Origin of the sequence: Streptomyces roseolus (genome assembly GCF_014649855.1) — a bacterium.
Lineage (GTDB): Bacteria > Actinomycetota > Actinomycetes > Streptomycetales > Streptomycetaceae > Streptomyces > Streptomyces roseolus.
Genome location: NZ_BMTV01000003.1, coordinates 1 through 17791, shown reverse-complemented (window position 1 = coordinate 17791; position 17791 = coordinate 1). Strand labels below are relative to the sequence as shown.

Here is a 17791-nt window from a genome sequence, read left to right as displayed (position 1 = left end):
GCGGGAACCCTGGAGCCGTTCTCATGCGGGCGGGTGCTGGCCCCGGCCCACCGGAGGGCCGGCCAGCGGCGTGGGGGAGAGCGCGGACGGCTCCTCTCCCGGTTCCAGGAGGGTGTCGGCGGCGCCCACGATCAGGGGGTCGGGCCGGCCCACGGCCTCGGCGTCCTTGTTGGCGTAGTCGATCCGCCACAGCAGATAGCGCATCGCCTCCAGCCGGCCCCGGCGCTTGTCGTTGCTCTTGACGACCGTCCACGGCGCGTCGGCGGTGTCCGTCGCGCGGAACATCTCGATCTTCGCGGCGGTGTACGCGTCCCACAGGTCCAGCGAGGCCAGGTCCGTCGGCGACAGCTTCCACTGGCGGACCGGGTCCACCTGCCGGATCGCGAACCGGGTGCGCTGCTCCGCGCGGGAGACCGAGAACCAGAACTTGACCAGGATGATGCCGTCCTCGACCAGCATCGTCTCGAAGGCCGGGCACTGCCGGAGGAAGAGCGCGTGCTCCTCCTTGGTGCAGAAGCCCATGACCTTCTCGACGCCCGCGCGGTTGTGCCAGGAGCGGTCGAAGAACACGATCTCGCCGCGCGCCGGCAGATGCGGGACGTAGCGCTGGAAGTACCACTGCCCCGCCTCCCGCTCGGTCGGCTTGTCCAGGGCGACGATCCGGGCGCCACGGGGGTTCAGCCGCTCCGTGAAGCGCTGGATCGTGCCGCCCTTGCCGGCGGCGTCCCGCCCCTCGCAGATCACGACCAGCCGGGCGCCCGTCTCCTTGACCCAGCGCTGCAGCTTCAGCAGCTCGATCTGCAGGACCCGCTTGGTCCGTTCGTACTCCTGGCGGCGGATCTTCCGGTCGTAGGGGTAGTTCTCGCGCCAGGTCCGGATGGGACCCCCCTGCGCGTCCAGCAGCACGGGCTGCTCCGGCTGGCTGGTGTCCACGCTCAGCCCGGCGAGCAGGTCGTCGTCGGCGTCGTCGTCGGGGACGTCCGCGGGGTCCTCGGCGTCGCTCATGCGTCGGCTCCTTCGGCCGGGGCGTGGTCGGGGTGGCCGGGAGTGCGGCGCTCCCGCTGGAGCCGGGCCTCGAAACGGTGCTCGCGGCCGCCGGCCAGCGCGGAGACGGCGGTGCGCTCCACCTCCCGGAACGGCTCGTAGTAGGTCTCGTTGTAGGCCTCGACGATCTGGTACGTCCAGTGGCCCGGGATGACGTTCCGCCCCAGGATCTCGCTCTCCACCCGGTCCGCCCAGGCGTGGTGCCCCGCCTCCCGCAGGAGCCGCACCGCACGGTCGAGCTCGAAGTCCGCGGTGCCGGTGAGCTGGTGGAATCCGTACAGGTGGCCCCGGGCGCGTTCGGCGGTCTCCAGGGCCTTGGACAGCGAACCCAGGGCCTCGACCGTGGTCGCGTCCGGGGCGGCGGGGCCGGGGGCGTCCCGGACGTCGTCATGAGTGCTCATAGAGGCCCCTTGCCCCGTCCGCGGGCCGACACGGCGTGTCGGCCGACACATCGCCCGGACGGCGCAGCCGGAACGGCGGCCCGCCGCCCCCCCCCGGGGCCGCCCATGGCCCCGGGGCCCGTCCACGGCCCCGGGGGCTCGTCCACGGTCCCCCGGCCCGCTCAGACGAACGTCACGGTCACCCGCTCGAAGCCCAGGCCCCGCAGCAGCTCCCGCAGCATCGCGGCGGTGTTCCGCTCCGCCCGCGACGTCAGGTCGGACGCGCGGGCCGCCTCGCCGATGCGCTGGGCGGCGAGGACGTGGACCGCCTGCTCGCTCGCGGGGTTGTCCGAGAAGAGGTCGCCGATCCGGTCCAGCAGACCGCGCTGCTTCGACACGGCGTACGACCGCTCCGGATCGAGCGCCGGGTCGCCCAGCCGGGCGTGCGGCAGCCGGAGGGTGGCCTCGGTCCGGCCGGCGTCGACGGTCACGGCGTCGGCCCCGAGGCCGCCGAACTCGACGTAGGCGGTGACGCCGCCGCTCGCCACGTACAGGGTGCGGGTGCCGCGGATCGCGTCCGGCAGGAACCGCGCGTCGTGCTCCAGGTCGACCACCACCTGGTAGGTCCCCGCCGCCCCCTCGTACCGGCTCAGGTCCTGGACGGACTTCAGGACGGCGGGACCGGAGCGGTCCTTCACGTCCGTCCCGAGGACGTCCAGGCCGGGGATCCGGAGGAACTGGCCGACCAGCATGAGGGCGACGGCGACCACGAACAGGACGACGGCGGCGAGCCGCCACCTCCCTCCGCGGCGCTTCCACGGACGGCGGGCCGGCGCGGGTCCGTTCTCGGTCTCTTCTCCCATGTGGGCCGGATGCCCGGGTCGGCCGCCCGCACACCCAACTCCTTATGTTCGTAAGCCAAGTTGGGATCTGTGAGGTGAGTGGGACGGACGCGCGGGCGCCCCGTTCGACCCCAGGGCATGCGGTTCCCCGGCGGGGGTACCCGGGACCCGTTCGCACGAGGACGACCAGGGGAGGAGACGGGCCATGTTCGGTCGGAGAGCGTCGAGGGGACGAGGCGGCGCGCCCGCCGGAGGGGACGGGGGCGACGGGGGAGAGGAGAGGAACACGGCGGGCGCGGGCGGATCGGCCCCGGCCGGCGGGAACCCGGAGCGGAAGGAGCCGGCCGGGGGGAGCCCGGCACGGAAGGAGCCGGACGCCGCGCCGCCCCGGACCGCGGTCCCGGCCCGGCGCGGGCCGGGCCGGTTCGTACGGGCACTGGTCGCCCTCACGGCCTTCGCGGGCATGGTGGTGTTCGCCGTGGTCCTGGCCCGGCTGACCCTGGAGGCCTCGCCGGCCTCCGCGCCCCTCACCCACGACAACCTGACGCCCGGGCGTTCGATCGAGGCGTACCTCGGCCGGCCCGCCTTCGTGGACACCGTCAAGCAGCTCGGGGGCAACATCCTCCTCGGCGTCCCCTTCGGGATCCTGCTGCCGCTCCTGTCCCGCAGGGCCCGCGGCTTCCTGCGCGTCGCGCTGCTCACCGCGGCCACCATGCTGCTCGTCGAGCTGGTGCAGGGGGCGCTCGTCACGGGCCGCGCCTTCGACGTCGACGACGTCCTGCTCAACACGACGGGAGCGCTGCTCGGCTACGCGCTCGTCGGCCGGCGGCTGGGCCGGGCCGTCCACCCCCGCACCCGCCCCCGCCGGTGGCGGCGCCGGCGCCCGGCCCGTACCCCGGCGGGAGATCCGGGAGGGCGGACGTCGGCGTAGGACCGGCCGAGGGGGGTACCCGCCGGGGCATGGCCGAACGGAACTTCCCCGAACGGCGGGCTCCGGGGAACCGGACCCCGCCCCCCGAACCGTCCGACGCCGAGGACCCCGGACCGGGCCCCGGCGTCGAGGAACGCGCCCCCGACTCGCCCTCCGACCTCCCCAGGGGCTCCTGGCTCGCGGTCCTGAAGGGAGCGGCGCGCGAGTTCACGGACGACGAGCTCATGGACCGGGCGGCGGCGCTGACGTACTACGGCGTCCTGTCGCTCTTCCCCGGACTGCTCGCCCTGGTCTCGCTGCTCGGGATCAGCGGGCAGCGGACCACCGACCGGGTGATGGAGAGCCTGCGGGAGCTGGCGCCGGGACCCGCCCGCGACGTCCTGGAACAGGCGCTGGCGGCCCTCAGCGGCAACACCGGCACCGGCACCGTCATGGCCGTGGTCGGACTCCTCGTGGCGCTGTGGTCCGCGTCCGGCTACGTCGGAGCCTTCATGCGCGCCGCCAACCGCGTCCACGACGTCCCCGAGGGCCGCCCCGTGTGGAAGCTGCTGCCGATCCGGCTCGGCATGACCGCGGCGCTCATGCTGATAGCCGCCGCGGGCGCCCTGCTGCTCGTGCTCAGCGGCGACGTGGCCCGCCGGGCCGGCGACGTGCTGGGCGTCGGCGACACCGCCCTGACGGTCTGGTCGGTGGCCAAGTGGCCCGCCCTCCTCCTGCTCGCCGTGGTGATGATCGCCCTGCTGTACTGGGCGAGCCCGAACGCCGAGGGCCGCGGATGGCGCTGGGTCACCCCGGGCAGCGTGCTCGCCCTGCTGATCTGGATGGCGGCCTCGGCGGGCTTCGCGGTGTACGTCTCCCAGTTCGCCTCGTACAACCGGGTCTACGGCACCATGGCCGGCGTCATCGTCTTCCTCGTCTGGTTGTGGATCAGCAACCTGGCCGTGCTCCTCGGCCTGGAGGTCGACGCCGAGCTGCTGCGCCGGCGCGCGGTGGCCGGCGGCATGCCGCCGGACCGGGAACCGTACGTCAGGCCGCGCGACACCCGGGCGTGGAGCGACGAGGAGCGGCGCGAGGCGGGCCTGCCGGAGAAGCCCCGCCACCACGACGAATGAGCACGACGGACCGGACCGGGGGCCGCCGCCGGTGTGGCGGCCCGGAGTGGCGGTGCCGAGAATGGGAGGACCCGATGACGCGGCGGAGCGTGCTCGCGCAGGGACCCAGGTGATCGCGTATGTGTCGATGGCTCGCCTACTGGGGGACGCCGGTGCTGCTGGAGACGATCCTCTACCGGCCGACCCATTCCCTGATCGACCAGAGCCTGCACTCCAAGCTGGGCGTGGAGACGACCAACGGCGACGGCTTCGGCGTCGGCTGGTACTCGAAGCACAACGACACCCCGGCGCTGCTGCGGGAGGTCGGGCCCGCCTGGAACAACCGGAACCTGCGCGAGCTGGCGGACCACGTCCAGTCCCCGCTCTTCTTCGCGCACATCAGGGCGTCGACCGGAACGGCCGTGCAGCAGTCGAACTGCCACCCCTTCCGGCACGGCCGCTGGATGTTCATGCACAACGGCGCCATCGCCGGGTTCCCGCGGCTGCGCCGCGACCTGACCCTGCTCGTCGACCCGGCGCTCTACGCGGACATCGAGGGCACGACCGACTCCGAGGTCATGTTCTACCTGGCCCTCACCTACGGCCTCGACGAGGACCCGCCCGCGGCCGTCGCCCGCATGGCCGGCGTCGTGGAGCGGGTCGGCCGTGAGCACGGGGTGGAACACCCCCTCCAGATGACGCTCGCCCTCACCGACGGCGAGCGCGTCTGGGCGTTCCGCTACTCCAGCGCCCAGGCGTCCCGGTCGCTCTTCTACAGCAGCCGGGTGGAGGCCCTGCGCCGCCTCCACCCCGACGTGGAGTTCCTGCGGGGCGTCTCGGGGGAGACCCGGCTCATCGTCTCCGAGCCCCTCGGCGACCTGCCGGGCGCCTGGAACGAGGTCCCGGAGAACAGCTACGGCGTCGTGCAGCCGGGCATGGACGAACTCCACCGCTTCACCCCCGCGGCGGCCTGAGCCCGACCGCGGGGGAGCGCCTCCACGGGGAGCACGCCCGCAGGAGGGCGCGTCCCCGAGAAGGCGCCTCCGCGGGAGGGCGCGTCCACGGGAGGCCGCCGCCGTCCGGAAGACGCATCCGCGGGGAGGCACAGCCCTCTGGAAGAACGTCTCCGCGGGGAAGGGCGCATCCGCCGGGCCGCCCGGGCGGAAACAGGGGACATGAGCACTTCCGCAGCGGCCCCGCCGGCCGACCCGCCGGCACCGGCGGCCCCACCGGCCCCCGGCACCCCGCGCGGCGCGTCCCCAGCGCCGGCCGGGACCGCGCCGCCCGGATCCCCGTGGAACCGGGCGGAGCACCCCCAGGAGCACCAGCCATGAACTCCCTGCGTACCCTGCGTGTCCGTCGCGGCGCGATCGCCGTGACCGCCGTCGCCGTCCTCCCGCTCTCGGCCGCCGCCTGGTCCGGCGGCGCCCAGGCCGCGGTGCCCGCCGCCGGCACGGTGGAGGAGCCGTTCGGGCCGGGCTGTGCGGACGTACCCGAAGAGGGACCGGGTTCGTTCGCCGCCATGGCGGAGCAGCCCGTCGCGACCGCCGCCTCCGAGAATCCGGCCCTGTCCACCCTCACCACCGCCGTGAAGCGGGCCGGTCTCGTCGACACCCTGAACAACGCGAAGGACATCACGGTCTTCGCACCGACGAACGACGCCTTCGCGAAGATCCCGAAGGCCGACCTGGACGAGGTCCTCGCCGACAAGGCCAAGCTCACCGAGATCCTGACCTACCACGTCGTCGGCCAGAAGCTCACCCCCGAGCAGATGGAGAACGGCACCTTCGAGACCCTGCAGAAGAGCACGCTCACCACGAAGGGCTCCGGCGAGGAGTTCACGGTGAACGACAGCTCCAAGGTCGTGTGCGGCGACGTGAAGACCGCCAACGCCACCGTCCACGTCGTCGACACCGTCCTGATGCCCGAGTGACCGTCCCGATGCCCGGGTGACGGAGGCGCGCCGGTCACCCGGTGCGCCCCGTCCCCGACCCGGCCGAAGAACCGGAGGCCCCCATGGCCCGTGCCTGGGAACTCGAAGGACGCACCGCCGTCGTCACCGGCGCGGCCCGCGGGCTGGGCGCCGGCCTGGCCCGCCGGCTCTCCGGCCTCGGGATGCGGGTGGCGCTGCTGGGGCGGGAGCACGCCACGCTCGCCGCCGTGGCCGGGACGCTCGGCACCGAGAGCCACGCCGTCGAGGTCGACGTGACCGACGACGCGGCGATGGAGCGGGCCGCCGAGGAGGCGACCCGGGTCCTCGGCGCCCCGTCCGTCGTCGTCGCCAACGCGGGCGTCGCCGAGGGCGGCCCGTTCGGGACCTCCGACCCCGGGACCTGGCGCCGCGTCGTGGAGGTCAACCTCGTCGGCAGCGCGATCACCGCGCGCGCCTTCCTGCCCGGCCTGCTCTCCAGCGGCGGCTACTTCCTCCAGATCGCGTCCACCGCCGCCTTCGGCGCCGCCCCGATGATGAGCGCGTACTGCGCCTCCAAGGCGGGCGCCGAGGCCTTCGCCCGCTCCCTGCGGGCCGAGGTGGCGCACCAGGGCGTCGGCGTGGGCGTGGCGTACCTGCACTGGACCGACACCGACATGGTCCGCGACGTCGAGCGCCACCCGGTGCTGCGCGAACTCCGCGGGCACATGCCCGGCCCCGCCCGCCGCGTGTATCCGGTGGACCGGGTGGCGTCCTGGCTCGTGCGCGGCGTGGAACGGCGCTCCGCCTCCGTGTACGCCCCGCCCTGGCTCAGGCTCGCCCAGGCCGGCCGCCCGTTCTTCCCCCTCGCGGTGGACCTGCTCTCCCGTCGCGAACTGCCCCGTCTGCTGCGCGAGAACGGGTTCGGGCAGACCGGCCTGCTCGGCGCGGGCGGCCACATCGAGCAGGGACTGATCGACCGGACACCCGCCGGTCCGGCCACGGGCGGACACGGAGGGCCGCGGGGGGAGGGACGGTGAGAGCGTCGCCCTGACCCGCGCGAAGCGGGCGGAGGACCGTCCGGGAGGCGCGCCGGCCGTGCCGCCGGGCCGCGAGGCCCCGGCGCCGGGACCCGGGTCTTCCGCAGCGCCCACGGCACCCACCCGTTCCCCACCGACGGCAGCCGGAGCTACGACCTGTCGGAAGCCGTCGCCGCCCGGCTGGAGCGCCGGACGACCACCGCGCGCCCGCTCGCGGAGAAGGGGACCACGGCGCCTCCGGTGGCGGCTGCCCCTGCCGGGAACCGGGACGGCCGACGGTCGAGGAGTACGCGAAGCCGCGGCGGCCGCGGCAGCGCAGGAGGACGGACGAGGGCGACCGCCTGGAGCGGGAAGACGAAGGACGGAAACGTGGAGGGGCACGAGCGACTGCTCGTGGACGTCGCGGCGAGCGGGCGGCGGCCGAACCGCTGACCGCGTTCTCCGGCAGCGGACGCGTCACCACCCGGCCGCCCGCCACCTCGACCTGTCCGTGCGGGCCGTCACGTACCGCGTCCACCGGCCTACCGGTGCCGACCCCGCCGATCCGGCCGGCCGCCACGCCCTCCAGACCGCCGTCATCGGCGCCCGCCCGCTCGGCCGGCCCGGAAGGGCCCTCTGGGCGGCCCCGCCGCTCCGTGACCCGCCGGAAGGGGCGCGGTTTCGGCATCAAGAGGGCGTAAAGATTGCCGGAACCCTGCAATGTGCCCATGGACTCTCCAGGGCCAGAATCGCTCTGGCGGCGGCGCGCCCTGGGGGCCTGATGCCGAGATCCGGAAGAGGCGAGAGCGGGGAGGACAGGCATGTCGGAGCTCTTCGACGCGGCCTTCGGCCTTCCCGCCATCGTCCTGACGTCTGCGCTCGTCGCCGTCGCCGGTTTCTGGTCGCTCGTGCTCTGCCGTGTCGTCTCACCGGACGCCTTCGACGCGGATCTGGACATGGAGGCCCTGGGCTTCGGCGATGTGTCCGTCTCGCCGGCCGGCACGGTCTTCATCGCGGTCGGCTGGGTGCTCGACCTTTCCGGCATGGTGCTGCTGGGCAGAGCCGGTCTGCCCGGACTGTGGTCCCTTCTTCTCTCCCTCGTGCTGCTCGTGGCGGCTCTGACCGTGTCCTGGCGGCTGACGAGGTGGCTGGCCGGCCGGGTGAGGAAACGGCCGGCCGCCACCCGTCGGGCCCGCCGCCGCGGCGCCGCGTCCGGCCCGCGCCCTGCGCGTTCCGCAGCCTGAGCGGCTGCGCTCCTTCTCCTTTCACCGACACGGGGTTCTCTCATGGATGCCATCACCGTGGGCATCGGCGTGCTCGTCGCCGTGGTCCTGCTCTTCGCCGTAGCCGTCGTCTTCGTGCTCAGCCGGCTCTTCCGCAAGGTCGAGCAGGGCAAGGCACTGATCGTCTCCAAGATGCGCAAGGTCGACGTCACCTTCACCGGGCAGGTCGTCCTGCCCGTGCTGCACAAGGCCGAGGTCATGGACATCTCGGTGAAGACCATCGAGATCTCCCGGACCGGCCGGGACGGCCTGATCTGCCGCGACAACATCCGGGCCGACATCCGGATCTCCTTCTTCGTCCGCGTCAACAAGACGGCCGAGGACGTCATCAAGGTCGCCCAGGCCATCGGCACGGCGCGGGCGAGCGACAAGGCGACCCTCCAGGAGCTGTTCAACGCGAAGTTCTCCGAGGCGCTGAAGTCGGTCGGCAAGCAGATGGACTTCACCGACCTCTACACCAAGCGCGAGGAACTGCGGTTCCGGATCATCGAGGTGATCGGCATCGACCTCAACGGCTACAGCCTGGAGGACGCGGCCATCGACCACCTGGAGCAGACCCCGTTGGCCCAGCTCGACGCCGGCAACATCCTGGACGCCCAGGGCATCCGCAAGATCACCGAGCTCACGGCCGTCGAGAACGTCCGCACGAACGAGCTGCGGCAGCACGAGCAGAAGGAGATCACGCGGCAGAACGTGGACGCCCGCGAGGCGATCCTGGAGCTGGAGCGACGCCAGGCCGACGCCGAGATCAAGCAGAGGCGCGAGATCGAGACCGTCCGGGCCAAGGAGGAGGCCGAGACGGCGAAGGTCGTCGAGGAGGAGCGGCTGCGGGCGCAGAGCGCCTTCCTGCGCACCGAGGAGCAGCTCGGCGTGCAGCGGGAGAACCAGGCGCGCGAGGTGGCCGTCGCGCAGAAGAACCGCGAGCGGGTCATCGCCATCGAGAACGAGCGGATCGAGAAGGACCGCCTCCTGGAGGTCATCGCCCGCGACCGCGAGACCGAACTGAACCGCATCGCCGCGGAGAAGGAGGTCGAGGCCGAGCGCCGGGACATCGCCGAGGTCATCCGCGAGCGCGTGGCGGTGGACCGTACCGTCGCCGAGCAGGAGGAGTCGATCAAGCGGCTGCGGGTGGTCGAGGAGGCCGAGCGCGAGCGTCAGGCGCTGGTCATCGGCGCCGAGGCCGAGGCCCAGGAGAAGCTGGTCAAGGACATCAAGGCCGCCGAGGCGGCCGAGCAGGCCGCCGTGCACCGGGCGGCGGAGGAGCTGACCCTCGCCGAGGCCCGCCAGAAGGCGGCCGACATGGACGCCCGCGCCAGGATCCGCCTCGCCGAGGGAATCCAGGCCGAGGCCGCCGCCGAGGGGCTCGCCGCCGCCCGGGTGCGGGAGCAGGAGGCCGCGGCCATCGAGAAGACCGGCCGGGCCGAGGCCGAGGCGGCGGAGGCACGGCTGCGCGCCGAGGCGGAGGGACTGCGGGCCAAGGCGCTCGCCGAGGCGACCGCGATCGGCGAGAAGCTGAAGGCGGAGGCCGAGGGGCTCCACCAGAAGGCGAACGCCGTCGCCGCGTTCGACGAGGCGTCCCGTGCCCACGAGGAGTACCGGCTCCGCCTGGAGGCCGAGAAGGACGTCCGGCTCGCCGGACTCGACGTCCAGCGGCAGGTCGCCGAGGCGCAGGCCACCGTCCTGGCCACCGGCCTGGAGAACGCCGACATCAACATCGTCGGTGGCGAGTCCGTCTTCCTCGACCGGCTCGTGCAGTCCATCGCGCTCGGCAAGTCCGTCGACGGCTTCCTGGACCACTCGCGGACCGCGCGGGCGCTGGCCGGTCCCTGGCTGAACGGCGACGGCTCCTTCACCGAGGACCTGACCAAGGTGCTCGGATCCCTCTCCACGGCCGACGTGCAGAACCTCAGCGTCTCCGCGCTGCTCGCGAAGGTCATGAAGTCCGGTGTCCTCGACCCGGCGACACCGGTGAAGGAGCCGGCCGCCGGGGTGCTGGACGGCACGGCCACGAGCTGACGGACCACGGGGCCAGGGGGGCCGGCGGCCGGGCACGGGAGCCCCGGCGCCGGCCCCCTCGGAAGGGACGCGGAGAGGGACGACGGGATGAACACGATGAGCGCGACCACCGAGTCGCACGGTGTCGACGAGGACGCGTACGCGGTGCTGCGCGGCCGGCTGACGACGCAGGCGGCCGAACTGGCTTCCCGGGCCCAGGGGTTGAACGAGGAACGGACCCGCGAGTTCGGCTCGGGCGAGCTGGAGCTCACCGGGACCGGCCAGGCACGGACCGAGGACCCGTGCGTCCTGACGGACGTGGTGTCCGTCGGCGGCCTGCTGCTCTTCGGCCGCACCCCGCCGATCGTCGCCGAGACCACGGAGCCCCGCGTCGCCGACGTCTTCGCCCTGTACGACCGGGAGCTCACCGCCCTGTCCGAGGACGCGGTGCCCGGACTGCTCGACGACCCTTCCTTCGCCCGGGAGTTCACCGCCCTGCACCGCTACTTCCGCGGTGCGCGCCTCGTCCGGCTGCACCGCACCGGGGGACGTCTGCTCGCCGTCTTCCGTACCGGCGAGAAGGCCGACGACCTGCGCGTCCTGCGCTGGGCGGTCGCTCCGTCGGGCGCCTGCCGGTTCCTGGACGCCCAGGGCGAACGGGATCTCGGCACGCCGCCCGGACAGGACGTCGACTGGACCGCCGCCGTCCGCGACGACCACGTGCCGGGCCGGCACCCCCACATCTCGCTCGGCGGGCGGCTGTACGTCTCCACGGTCGGCGGCACCCTCACCGTCAAGACGGACGACGACACGGAGACCGCCGACGGCGTGTACGCCGAACCGGTCGACGAGCCCCTGCAGTCCCTCGCCGACGCCGAGGTCGCCCACGCCGTCGTCGGGCCGCTCGTGCTCGTCCGGGTCCTTCCGTACCGGGAGGAGACCACCCGGCACCTCGTCTTCCACTCCCTCACCGGCACCGTCATCCGTCTCGACGGGCTCGGCCAGGCCTGCCTGCGGCTCCCGGAGGACCGGGGCGTCGTCTTCCCGGGCGGGTACTGCCTCGCCGACGGCACGGTGCGGACCTTCGACGCGGACACCACAGGACTCGTCTACGACGGGTCCGTCACCTCGCCGCACGGCGAGGACGTCCTGTACGTCTTCCGCGCCCCGGACGACGGACGGACCGTCCTGCTCCCGTACAACCGGGTCCGTGAGGAGATCGCCCGCCCCGTCACCGGCCGCGCGCACGCGCTGCTCGACGACGGGACCATGGCCGTGCTGCGCGGGACCGGCACCGAGGCGGGCCGCGTCCACCCCGTGCAGCTCTGGCGCACCCCCTTCGCCGCCGACACCCACCTGTCCCCGGCCGGAACGGGGCCGCTGGCCCGGATCGGCAACGCCGACCTCGTCCGCGGCATCTCCGACTGCCTCGCCATCGCACGGCAGGCCACCGAGACCACGCCGACCGGTGAGGTGTACGAAGCGCTGATCGCCGCGTGCGTCCGGGCGGCCGACGCCCACCACTGGCTCGACGACCCGGGCACCGGTGACCTCGGCTCCCCGCTCGCCGAGCTCCGGACGACCGCCGAGCGGGTGCTCGCCGAGTTCGAGACCGTGGCGGCCCTCACCGGCCGGGCCGCCGAGGCCCTCGCGGACGCGGAGCGGCGCCTCACCCGTCTCGTCCGCCAGGTCCGCGGAGAGTCCCCGGCCACCGCTGAGGAGTGGATCTCCCGCCTCACCGCACTGCGCCGGGCCCAGGGCCGCCTCCTCACCGTGAAGGAGCTGCGGTACGCGGACATCGACGCCATCGACGCCCTGGCCCGGCAGGCCGAGGACGACATCGCCTCGGCCGCCCAGCGGGCGGTCGCCTTCCTCCAGCGCGAGGACGCCTTCACCACCCACGCCGCCGAGGCCGAACGGCTCGCCGCCGCCGCGGCCGAGGCGGACAGCGTCGCCGCGACCCGGGACCTCGCCGAACGGCTCGACGAGCACGGCCTCGGGCTGCGGACGCTCAGCGAGGTCGTCGCCGGCCTCGACATCGCCGACGCCACCGTGCGCACCTCCGTCCTGGAGCGCGTCGCCGACGTCCTCGGCCGCCTCAACCGGGCCCGGGCCGTCCTGACCACCCGGCGGACCGAACTCCTCGACCGCGAGGGACGGGCCGAGTTCACGGCGCAGTTCGCCCTGCTCGCCGAGGCGGTCACCGGCGCTCTCGCCGCCACGGGCACCCCCGAGGACTGCGACGCACAGCTCGGCCGGCTCCTGCTCCAGCTGGAGAACCTCGAGTCCCGGTTCGCCGACCACGACGGCTTCCTCCACGAGCTCACCGAGAAGCGCACCGAGATCCACGACGCCTTCACCGCACGCCGCCAGACCCTCACCGACACCCGCGCCCGCCGCGCCGAGCGCCTGGCCGAGTCCGCCGGCCGCATCCTCGAAGCGGTCGCGCGGCGGACCGCGTCCCTCGGCAGCACCGACGACGTCCACGCGTACTTCGCCTCCGACCCCATGGTCGCCAAGGTCCGCCGCACCGCCGACGCACTGCGGGACCTCGGCGACCAGGTACGGGCCGAGGAACTGGAGGGCCGTCTCACCGCCGCCCGCCAGGAGGCCGGCCGCGCCCTGCGCGACCGCACCGAGCTGTACGCCGACGGCGGCGACACCATCCGCCTCGGCCGGCACCGCTTCGCCGTCCAGCGCCAGTCGCCCGAGCTGACCCTGGTCCCGCACGGCGACACCCTCGCCTTCGCCCTCACCGGCACCGACTACCGCCGCCCGGTCACCGATCCGGCTTTCGAGGCCACCCGCCCGCACTGGACGCGCACCCTGCCGTCCGAGTCCCCGGAGGTCTACCGCTCCGAGTACCTCGCCGCCCGGCTCCTCGCCGAACACGGCGCCGACGCCCTCGCCACCGCCGACCTGCCCGCCCTCGTGCGGCACGCGGCGGAGGGCGCGTACGACGAGGGGTACGAGCGCGGGGTCCACGACCACGACGCGGCGGCGATCCTCACCGCGGTCCTACGACTGCGCGAGAACGCCGGACCGCTGCGCCACCTTGCGGCCGCCCGGGCACGCGCCCAGCTGTTCTGGGCGCACACGGCCACCGACGAGGCCCGCGCCGCCTGGTCCCGGCGCGCCGTCTCCCTCACCCGCGCCCGCGACCTCTTCGGCGCCGCGCCCGCCCTCGACGGGCTCCGCGGCGAACTGGCCGAGGAGATCGGCGACCCGTCGGCCGCCGCGTACCTGGTCGAGGAACTGGCCACGGGGCCGGCCGGGTTCGCGGTGTCCGCGGAGGCGCGCACCCTGCTGGAGAAGTTCCGCAGGGCGGTGGGGACCGGCGCGTACGACGACGACCTCGCCGCCCTCCCGGACGTCGCGGCCCGCCGGCAGCTCGTCGAGGGCTGGCTGCACGCCTACGCGGCCGCGTCCGGCGAGCGGATCGGCCCGGGGATCCTGGCGGAGGCCGTCGCCGTCGAGCTGTGCCCCTCGCTCGACCACTACGACGTCGACGGCCCGACCGGCTCCACGATCCCCGGACTGATCGGCAGCCACCCGCGGCTGCGCGGCGGCTCCCTGGAGCTCCGGCTCGACGAGTTCCTGCACCGCACGGGCGAGTTCCGTGCCCACGAGGCACCGGCCTTCCGGGCCTACCAGGCGCGCAGGGCCGAGCTCGTCGCCGCCGAACGCACCCGCCTGCGGGTGGACGAACACCGCCCGCGGGTCATGTCCTCGTTCGTCCGCAACCGGCTCGTCGACGAGGTCTACCTCCCCCTGATCGGCGACAACCTGGCCAAGCAGCTCGGCGCGGCGGGCGACGCCAAGCGCGTCGACAACCAGGGCCTTCTCCTGCTGCTGTCCCCGCCCGGCTACGGCAAGACGACGCTCGTCGAGTACGTCGCCGACCGCCTCGGCCTGCTCCTGGTCAAGGTCGACGGCCCCGCCCTCGGCCAGGACACCCTCTCCCTCGAACCCGCCGAGGCCCCCGACGCGGGGGCCCGGCGCGAACTGGAGAAGATCGCCTTCGCGCTCGCGGCAGGCAACAACGTCATGCTCCACCTCGACGACATCCAGCACTGCGCGCCCGAGTTCCTGCAGAAGTTCATCCCCCTCTGCGACGCGACCCGCAGCCTCGCCGGGCACGACCTGCGCGGCAAGCGCTTCGCCGTCTGCATGGCCGGCAACCCCTACACCGAGTCCGGGCAGCGCTTCCGCGTCCCCGACATGCTCGCCAACCGCGCCGACGTGTGGAACCTCGGCGACGTCCTCACCGGCAAGGAGGACGCCTTCGCCTTCAGCTTCGTCGAGAACGCCCTCACCTCCCACCCGGACCTGGCCCCCCTGGCAGGCCGGGACCGCGCGGACCTGGACCTGCTCGCCCGGCTCGCCGTCGCGGACCCCACCGCGAGCCGCGACCGCCTCACCCATCCGTACACGCCGGCCGAGCTCGACCGGATCCTCGCCGTCCTGCGTCACCTGCTGACCGCCCGCACCACCGTGCTCGCGGTGAACGAGGCGTACATCGCCTCCGCCGCGCAGGCCGACGACGCCCGCACCGAGCCGCCGTTCCGTCTCCAGGGCTCGTACCGCAGCATGAACAAGATCGCGGCCCGGATCTCGCCCGCCATGAACGACGCCGAACTCGCCGCCGTCATCGACGACCACTACGCGGCGGAGGCCCAGACCCTGACCGCGGACGCCGAGGCCAACCTCTTGAAACTCGCTGCCCTGCGCGGCACCCTCACCGCCGAACAGGCTCACCGCTGGTCCGTGATCACCGCCGCCCGCGCCCGCGGCCGCTCCCTCGCCGGAGCCGGCGACGGCCCCGGCGAGCGGACGGTCGCCGCCCTCGTCCGGCTGGCCGACCGCGTCGCGGCCGTCGAGACGGCCATCGTGCGGGCGGCGGACCCCCGCCGTCTGCTCGCCCGCTCCGACCCCGCCCGGCCCCGGTGAGCGGTGACCGCGCCGCTCGGCTTGCTCTACAAGGCCTGGCGGCCGGTGCCGTCGCCTTCGTCCTCTGGAAGGACGACCGCATCGATCACCTCCGCATCCCCGACGAGGGGTGGGACCACGTCTCGGGGCGCGCCCACCGGGTGGAGAGGGGGCTGCCACCGCGCCACATGGCGACTTCTCCGCGCGGCGCGGCCCGCCAGGACATGAGCGTTCCACTCCAAGCTCCTGACCTGCGAAAATAAGTGCACGGTGAACGGATAGGGCTGTCCGGATAACGGTCGCGTCACGGATGCTGGACTTATGGGAGATCACCTTCCGTAATGTGATCTCTATCACACCTCATAGGTCGGAGCTCGTGGTAGGAATGCGCAACTCCGCAGGTGGCACCACCCCTCGCCGCCGTACCGGAGTGCCGGGCAAGACCCGGCTGCACGACCGAGGTGATCACGCTCCGAGTCCGCGGACGTCGCTCACCCCGCTCGCCGACCGGACAACGGCGTTCGCTCACAGACCGCACCCTCACACCGGCACCGCCTCCCGCACGCCGGTCCTGCGCACCTGAGGTCCCCACCGTGTCACTCGATTCCTTCACCCAGTCCGTCGACGAGGCCGTCAGCGGCTTCTTCGAGCCCATAGCCACCTGGCTGGGCGAGGTCGTCTTCTACTCCGTGCCCGTCGGGGGCACGGACCTGCCGCTGATCGTCGCGTGGCTCGTCGTGGCGGGTCTGGTCTTCACCGGCTGGTTCGGCTTCGTCCAGCTGCGCAAGTTCCGCCTCGCCGTGGACGTGGTGCGCGGGAAGTACGACGAGAAGGGGTCGGCCGGCGAGGTCAACCACTTCCAGGCGCTCACCGCGGCCGTCTCCGGCACCGTCGGCCTCGGCAACATCGCCGGTGTGGCCGTCGCGGTCTCCATCGGCGGCCCCGGCGCCACCTTCTGGATGATCCTGTGCGGCCTGCTCGGCATGGCCACCAAGTTCGTCGAAGTCACCCTCGGCGTGAAGTACCGCGAGGTGCACCCCGACGGCACGGTCTCCGGCGGCCCCATGCACTACCTGCCCAAGGGCCTCGCCGACCGCTTCGGCAAGAACGGCAAGACGCTCGGCAAGGTCCTCGCGGTCCTCGCCTCCTTCATGGTCCTGTTCTTCGGCCTGTTCGGCGGCAACCTCTTCCAGGTCAACCAGTCCTACGCCCAGCTCGTCTCCGTCACCGGTGGCGAGAACGGCATCATGGGCTCCTCGGCGGGCGCCCTGTTCTTCGGCATCCTGATCGCCGCGCTCGTCGGCATCGTGCTCCTCGGCGGCATCCGCTCCATCGCCTCCGTCACCAGCAAGCTCGTCCCCGCCATGGCCGGCATCTACATCGCAGCCTGCCTCGTCGTCATCGCCGTCCACGTCACCGCCGTCCCCGCCGCGGTCTCCACGATCATCGAGGGGGCCTTCAACCCCCAGGGCGTCGCCGGCGGCGTCCTCGGTGCGCTGATCATCGGCTTCAAGCGGGCCGCGTTCTCCAACGAGGCCGGCCTGGGCTCCGCCCCGATCGCCCACTCCGCGGTCAAGACCAAGCACCCCGCCAGCGAGGGCCTGGTCGCCCTCCTGGAGCCCTTCATCGACACCGTCGTCATCTGCACCATGACGGCGCTGACCATCGTCATCGCCAACCCCGCCAGCTACGTCGAGGTCCGCAACGGCGGCGACTCCATCGGCGGCGTCACCATCACCTCCGACGCCTTCGCCACGGTCCTGCCCTGGTTCCCGTACATCCTCACCATCGCGGTCATGCTCTTCGCGATCTCCACCGTGCTGACCTGGGGCTACTACGGCCTCAAGGCGTGGACCCACCTCTTCGGCCGCGGCCGCGCCAGCGAGCTGACCTACAAGGTCGTCTACACGGTCTTCGCCGTCGCGGGCTCCCTGCTCACCCTCCAGACCCTGATCGACATGGCCGACGCGGTGCTCTTCATGCTCGCCGTCATCAACATCATCGGCCTCTACCTCCTCGCCCCCGTCGTCAAGCGGGAGCTGAACTCCTTCCTCGCCTTCGTCAAGCGCCGCGAAGCCGGCCTCGACGCGGAAGGCGGCACGGACGGAGACGCCGACCAGGAGCCGGTGAGGACCACCGTCTGACCGTCCCCCGCGGCCCGGCTCCAGAAGGGCCCTGACCCCACCTCGCGCCTTGGTGGGGACAGGGCCCTTCACCCTGTTCCAGCAGGTGAGAGACGCCTGGTGAGACTCCCGTGCGCCCGATAGGGTGTGAAGAACGCATCAACGAAACGATGCTGGTGTGCCGGGAAGTCTGGTCGGCGTCCGAGGGGCCCGTGTGCCCACCTGCCGACACGCCCCGGAGGGTT

The 17791-nt window shown here is 73.3% G+C and carries 12 protein-coding genes; 9 read left to right on the top strand and 3 right to left on the bottom strand.

Annotated features, from left to right (window positions below; all coding sequences use genetic code 11):
• Positions 1-21: 21 nt before the first annotated feature.
• The 3 genes from ppk2 to IE245_RS03880 all read right to left on the bottom strand — a co-directional run bounded on the left by ppk2 (position 22) and on the right by IE245_RS03880 (position 2287).
• Positions 22-1005, bottom strand: coding sequence for a polyphosphate kinase 2 (gene ppk2, locus IE245_RS03890; protein WP_189945288.1), 984 nt, complete (start codon positions 1003-1005; stop codon positions 22-24).
• Complete coding sequence (locus tag IE245_RS03885) at positions 1002-1445, bottom strand: hypothetical protein (RefSeq protein WP_189945287.1); 444 nt, start codon at positions 1443-1445, stop codon at positions 1002-1004. The genes ppk2 and IE245_RS03885 overlap by 4 nt, the downstream gene beginning before the upstream one ends.
• Before the next feature lie 161 nt (positions 1446-1606).
• The gene (locus IE245_RS03880; RefSeq protein ID WP_189945286.1) at positions 1607-2287 is read right to left on the bottom strand and encodes a DUF4230 domain-containing protein; all 681 of its coding nucleotides are present in this window, start codon (positions 2285-2287) and stop codon (positions 1607-1609) included.
• Between the two features lie 184 nt (positions 2288-2471).
• Between IE245_RS03880 and IE245_RS36680 the strand changes: the two genes are divergently transcribed.
• From IE245_RS36680 to IE245_RS03835, 9 genes are all read left to right on the top strand, one after another.
• Positions 2472-3197 (top strand): VanZ family protein, encoded by a 726-nt coding sequence (locus IE245_RS36680; protein WP_229851058.1) that lies wholly within the window; start codon positions 2472-2474, stop codon positions 3195-3197.
• 29 nt (positions 3198-3226) lie between these two features.
• Positions 3227-4309: a YihY/virulence factor BrkB family protein gene (locus IE245_RS03870; RefSeq protein WP_189945285.1), complete on the top strand. Its 1083-nt coding sequence runs from the start codon at positions 3227-3229 to the stop codon at positions 4307-4309.
• Between the two features lie 119 nt (positions 4310-4428).
• Complete coding sequence (locus tag IE245_RS03865) at positions 4429-5262, top strand: class II glutamine amidotransferase (protein ID WP_189945284.1); 834 nt, start codon at positions 4429-4431, stop codon at positions 5260-5262.
• 365 nt (positions 5263-5627) lie between these two features.
• Entirely contained in the window at positions 5628-6221 is a 594-nt protein-coding gene (locus IE245_RS03860; protein WP_189945565.1) for a fasciclin domain-containing protein, read from the top strand.
• An 83-nt stretch (positions 6222-6304) separates the two neighbouring features.
• Complete coding sequence (locus IE245_RS03855) at positions 6305-7237, top strand: SDR family oxidoreductase (RefSeq protein WP_189945283.1); 933 nt, start codon at positions 6305-6307, stop codon at positions 7235-7237.
• Between the two features lie 800 nt (positions 7238-8037).
• The gene (locus IE245_RS03850) at positions 8038-8460 is read left to right on the top strand and encodes a hypothetical protein (protein WP_189945282.1); all 423 of its coding nucleotides are present in this window, start codon (positions 8038-8040) and stop codon (positions 8458-8460) included.
• Positions 8461-8502: 42 nt separating this feature from the next.
• Positions 8503-10515: a flotillin family protein gene (locus IE245_RS03845; RefSeq protein WP_189945281.1), complete on the top strand. Its 2013-nt coding sequence runs from the start codon at positions 8503-8505 to the stop codon at positions 10513-10515.
• Between the two features lie 87 nt (positions 10516-10602).
• On the top strand, positions 10603-15444 hold the full coding sequence (locus tag IE245_RS03840; protein WP_229851057.1) for a DNA repair ATPase: 4842 nt from the start codon (positions 10603-10605) through the stop codon (positions 15442-15444).
• 572 nt (positions 15445-16016) lie between these two features.
• A complete protein-coding gene (locus tag IE245_RS03835) occupies positions 16017-17567 on the top strand; it encodes an alanine/glycine:cation symporter family protein (protein ID WP_189945280.1) in 1551 nt (516 codons plus the stop codon).
• Positions 17568-17791 lie beyond the last annotated feature (224 nt).

Bases quoted from the DNA above. Each gene is read 5' to 3' on its own strand.
- ppk2 (WP_189945288.1), bottom strand. From the start codon at position 1,005: ATGAGCGACGCCGAGGACCCCGCGGACGTCCCCGACGACGACGCCGAC.
- IE245_RS03885 (WP_189945287.1), bottom strand. From the start codon at position 1,445: ATGAGCACTCATGACGACGTCCGGGACGCCCCCGGCCCCGCCGCCCCG.
- IE245_RS03880 (WP_189945286.1), bottom strand. From the start codon at position 2,287: ATGGGAGAAGAGACCGAGAACGGACCCGCGCCGGCCCGCCGTCCGTGG.
- IE245_RS36680 (WP_229851058.1), top strand. From the start codon at position 2,472: ATGTTCGGTCGGAGAGCGTCGAGGGGACGAGGCGGCGCGCCCGCCGGA.
- IE245_RS03870 (WP_189945285.1), top strand. From the start codon at position 3,227: ATGGCCGAACGGAACTTCCCCGAACGGCGGGCTCCGGGGAACCGGACC.
- IE245_RS03865 (WP_189945284.1), top strand. From the start codon at position 4,429: ATGTGTCGATGGCTCGCCTACTGGGGGACGCCGGTGCTGCTGGAGACG.
- IE245_RS03855 (WP_189945283.1), top strand. From the start codon at position 6,305: ATGGCCCGTGCCTGGGAACTCGAAGGACGCACCGCCGTCGTCACCGGC.
- IE245_RS03850 (WP_189945282.1), top strand. From the start codon at position 8,038: ATGTCGGAGCTCTTCGACGCGGCCTTCGGCCTTCCCGCCATCGTCCTG.
- IE245_RS03845 (WP_189945281.1), top strand. From the start codon at position 8,503: ATGGATGCCATCACCGTGGGCATCGGCGTGCTCGTCGCCGTGGTCCTG.
- IE245_RS03840 (WP_229851057.1), top strand. From the start codon at position 10,603: ATGAACACGATGAGCGCGACCACCGAGTCGCACGGTGTCGACGAGGAC.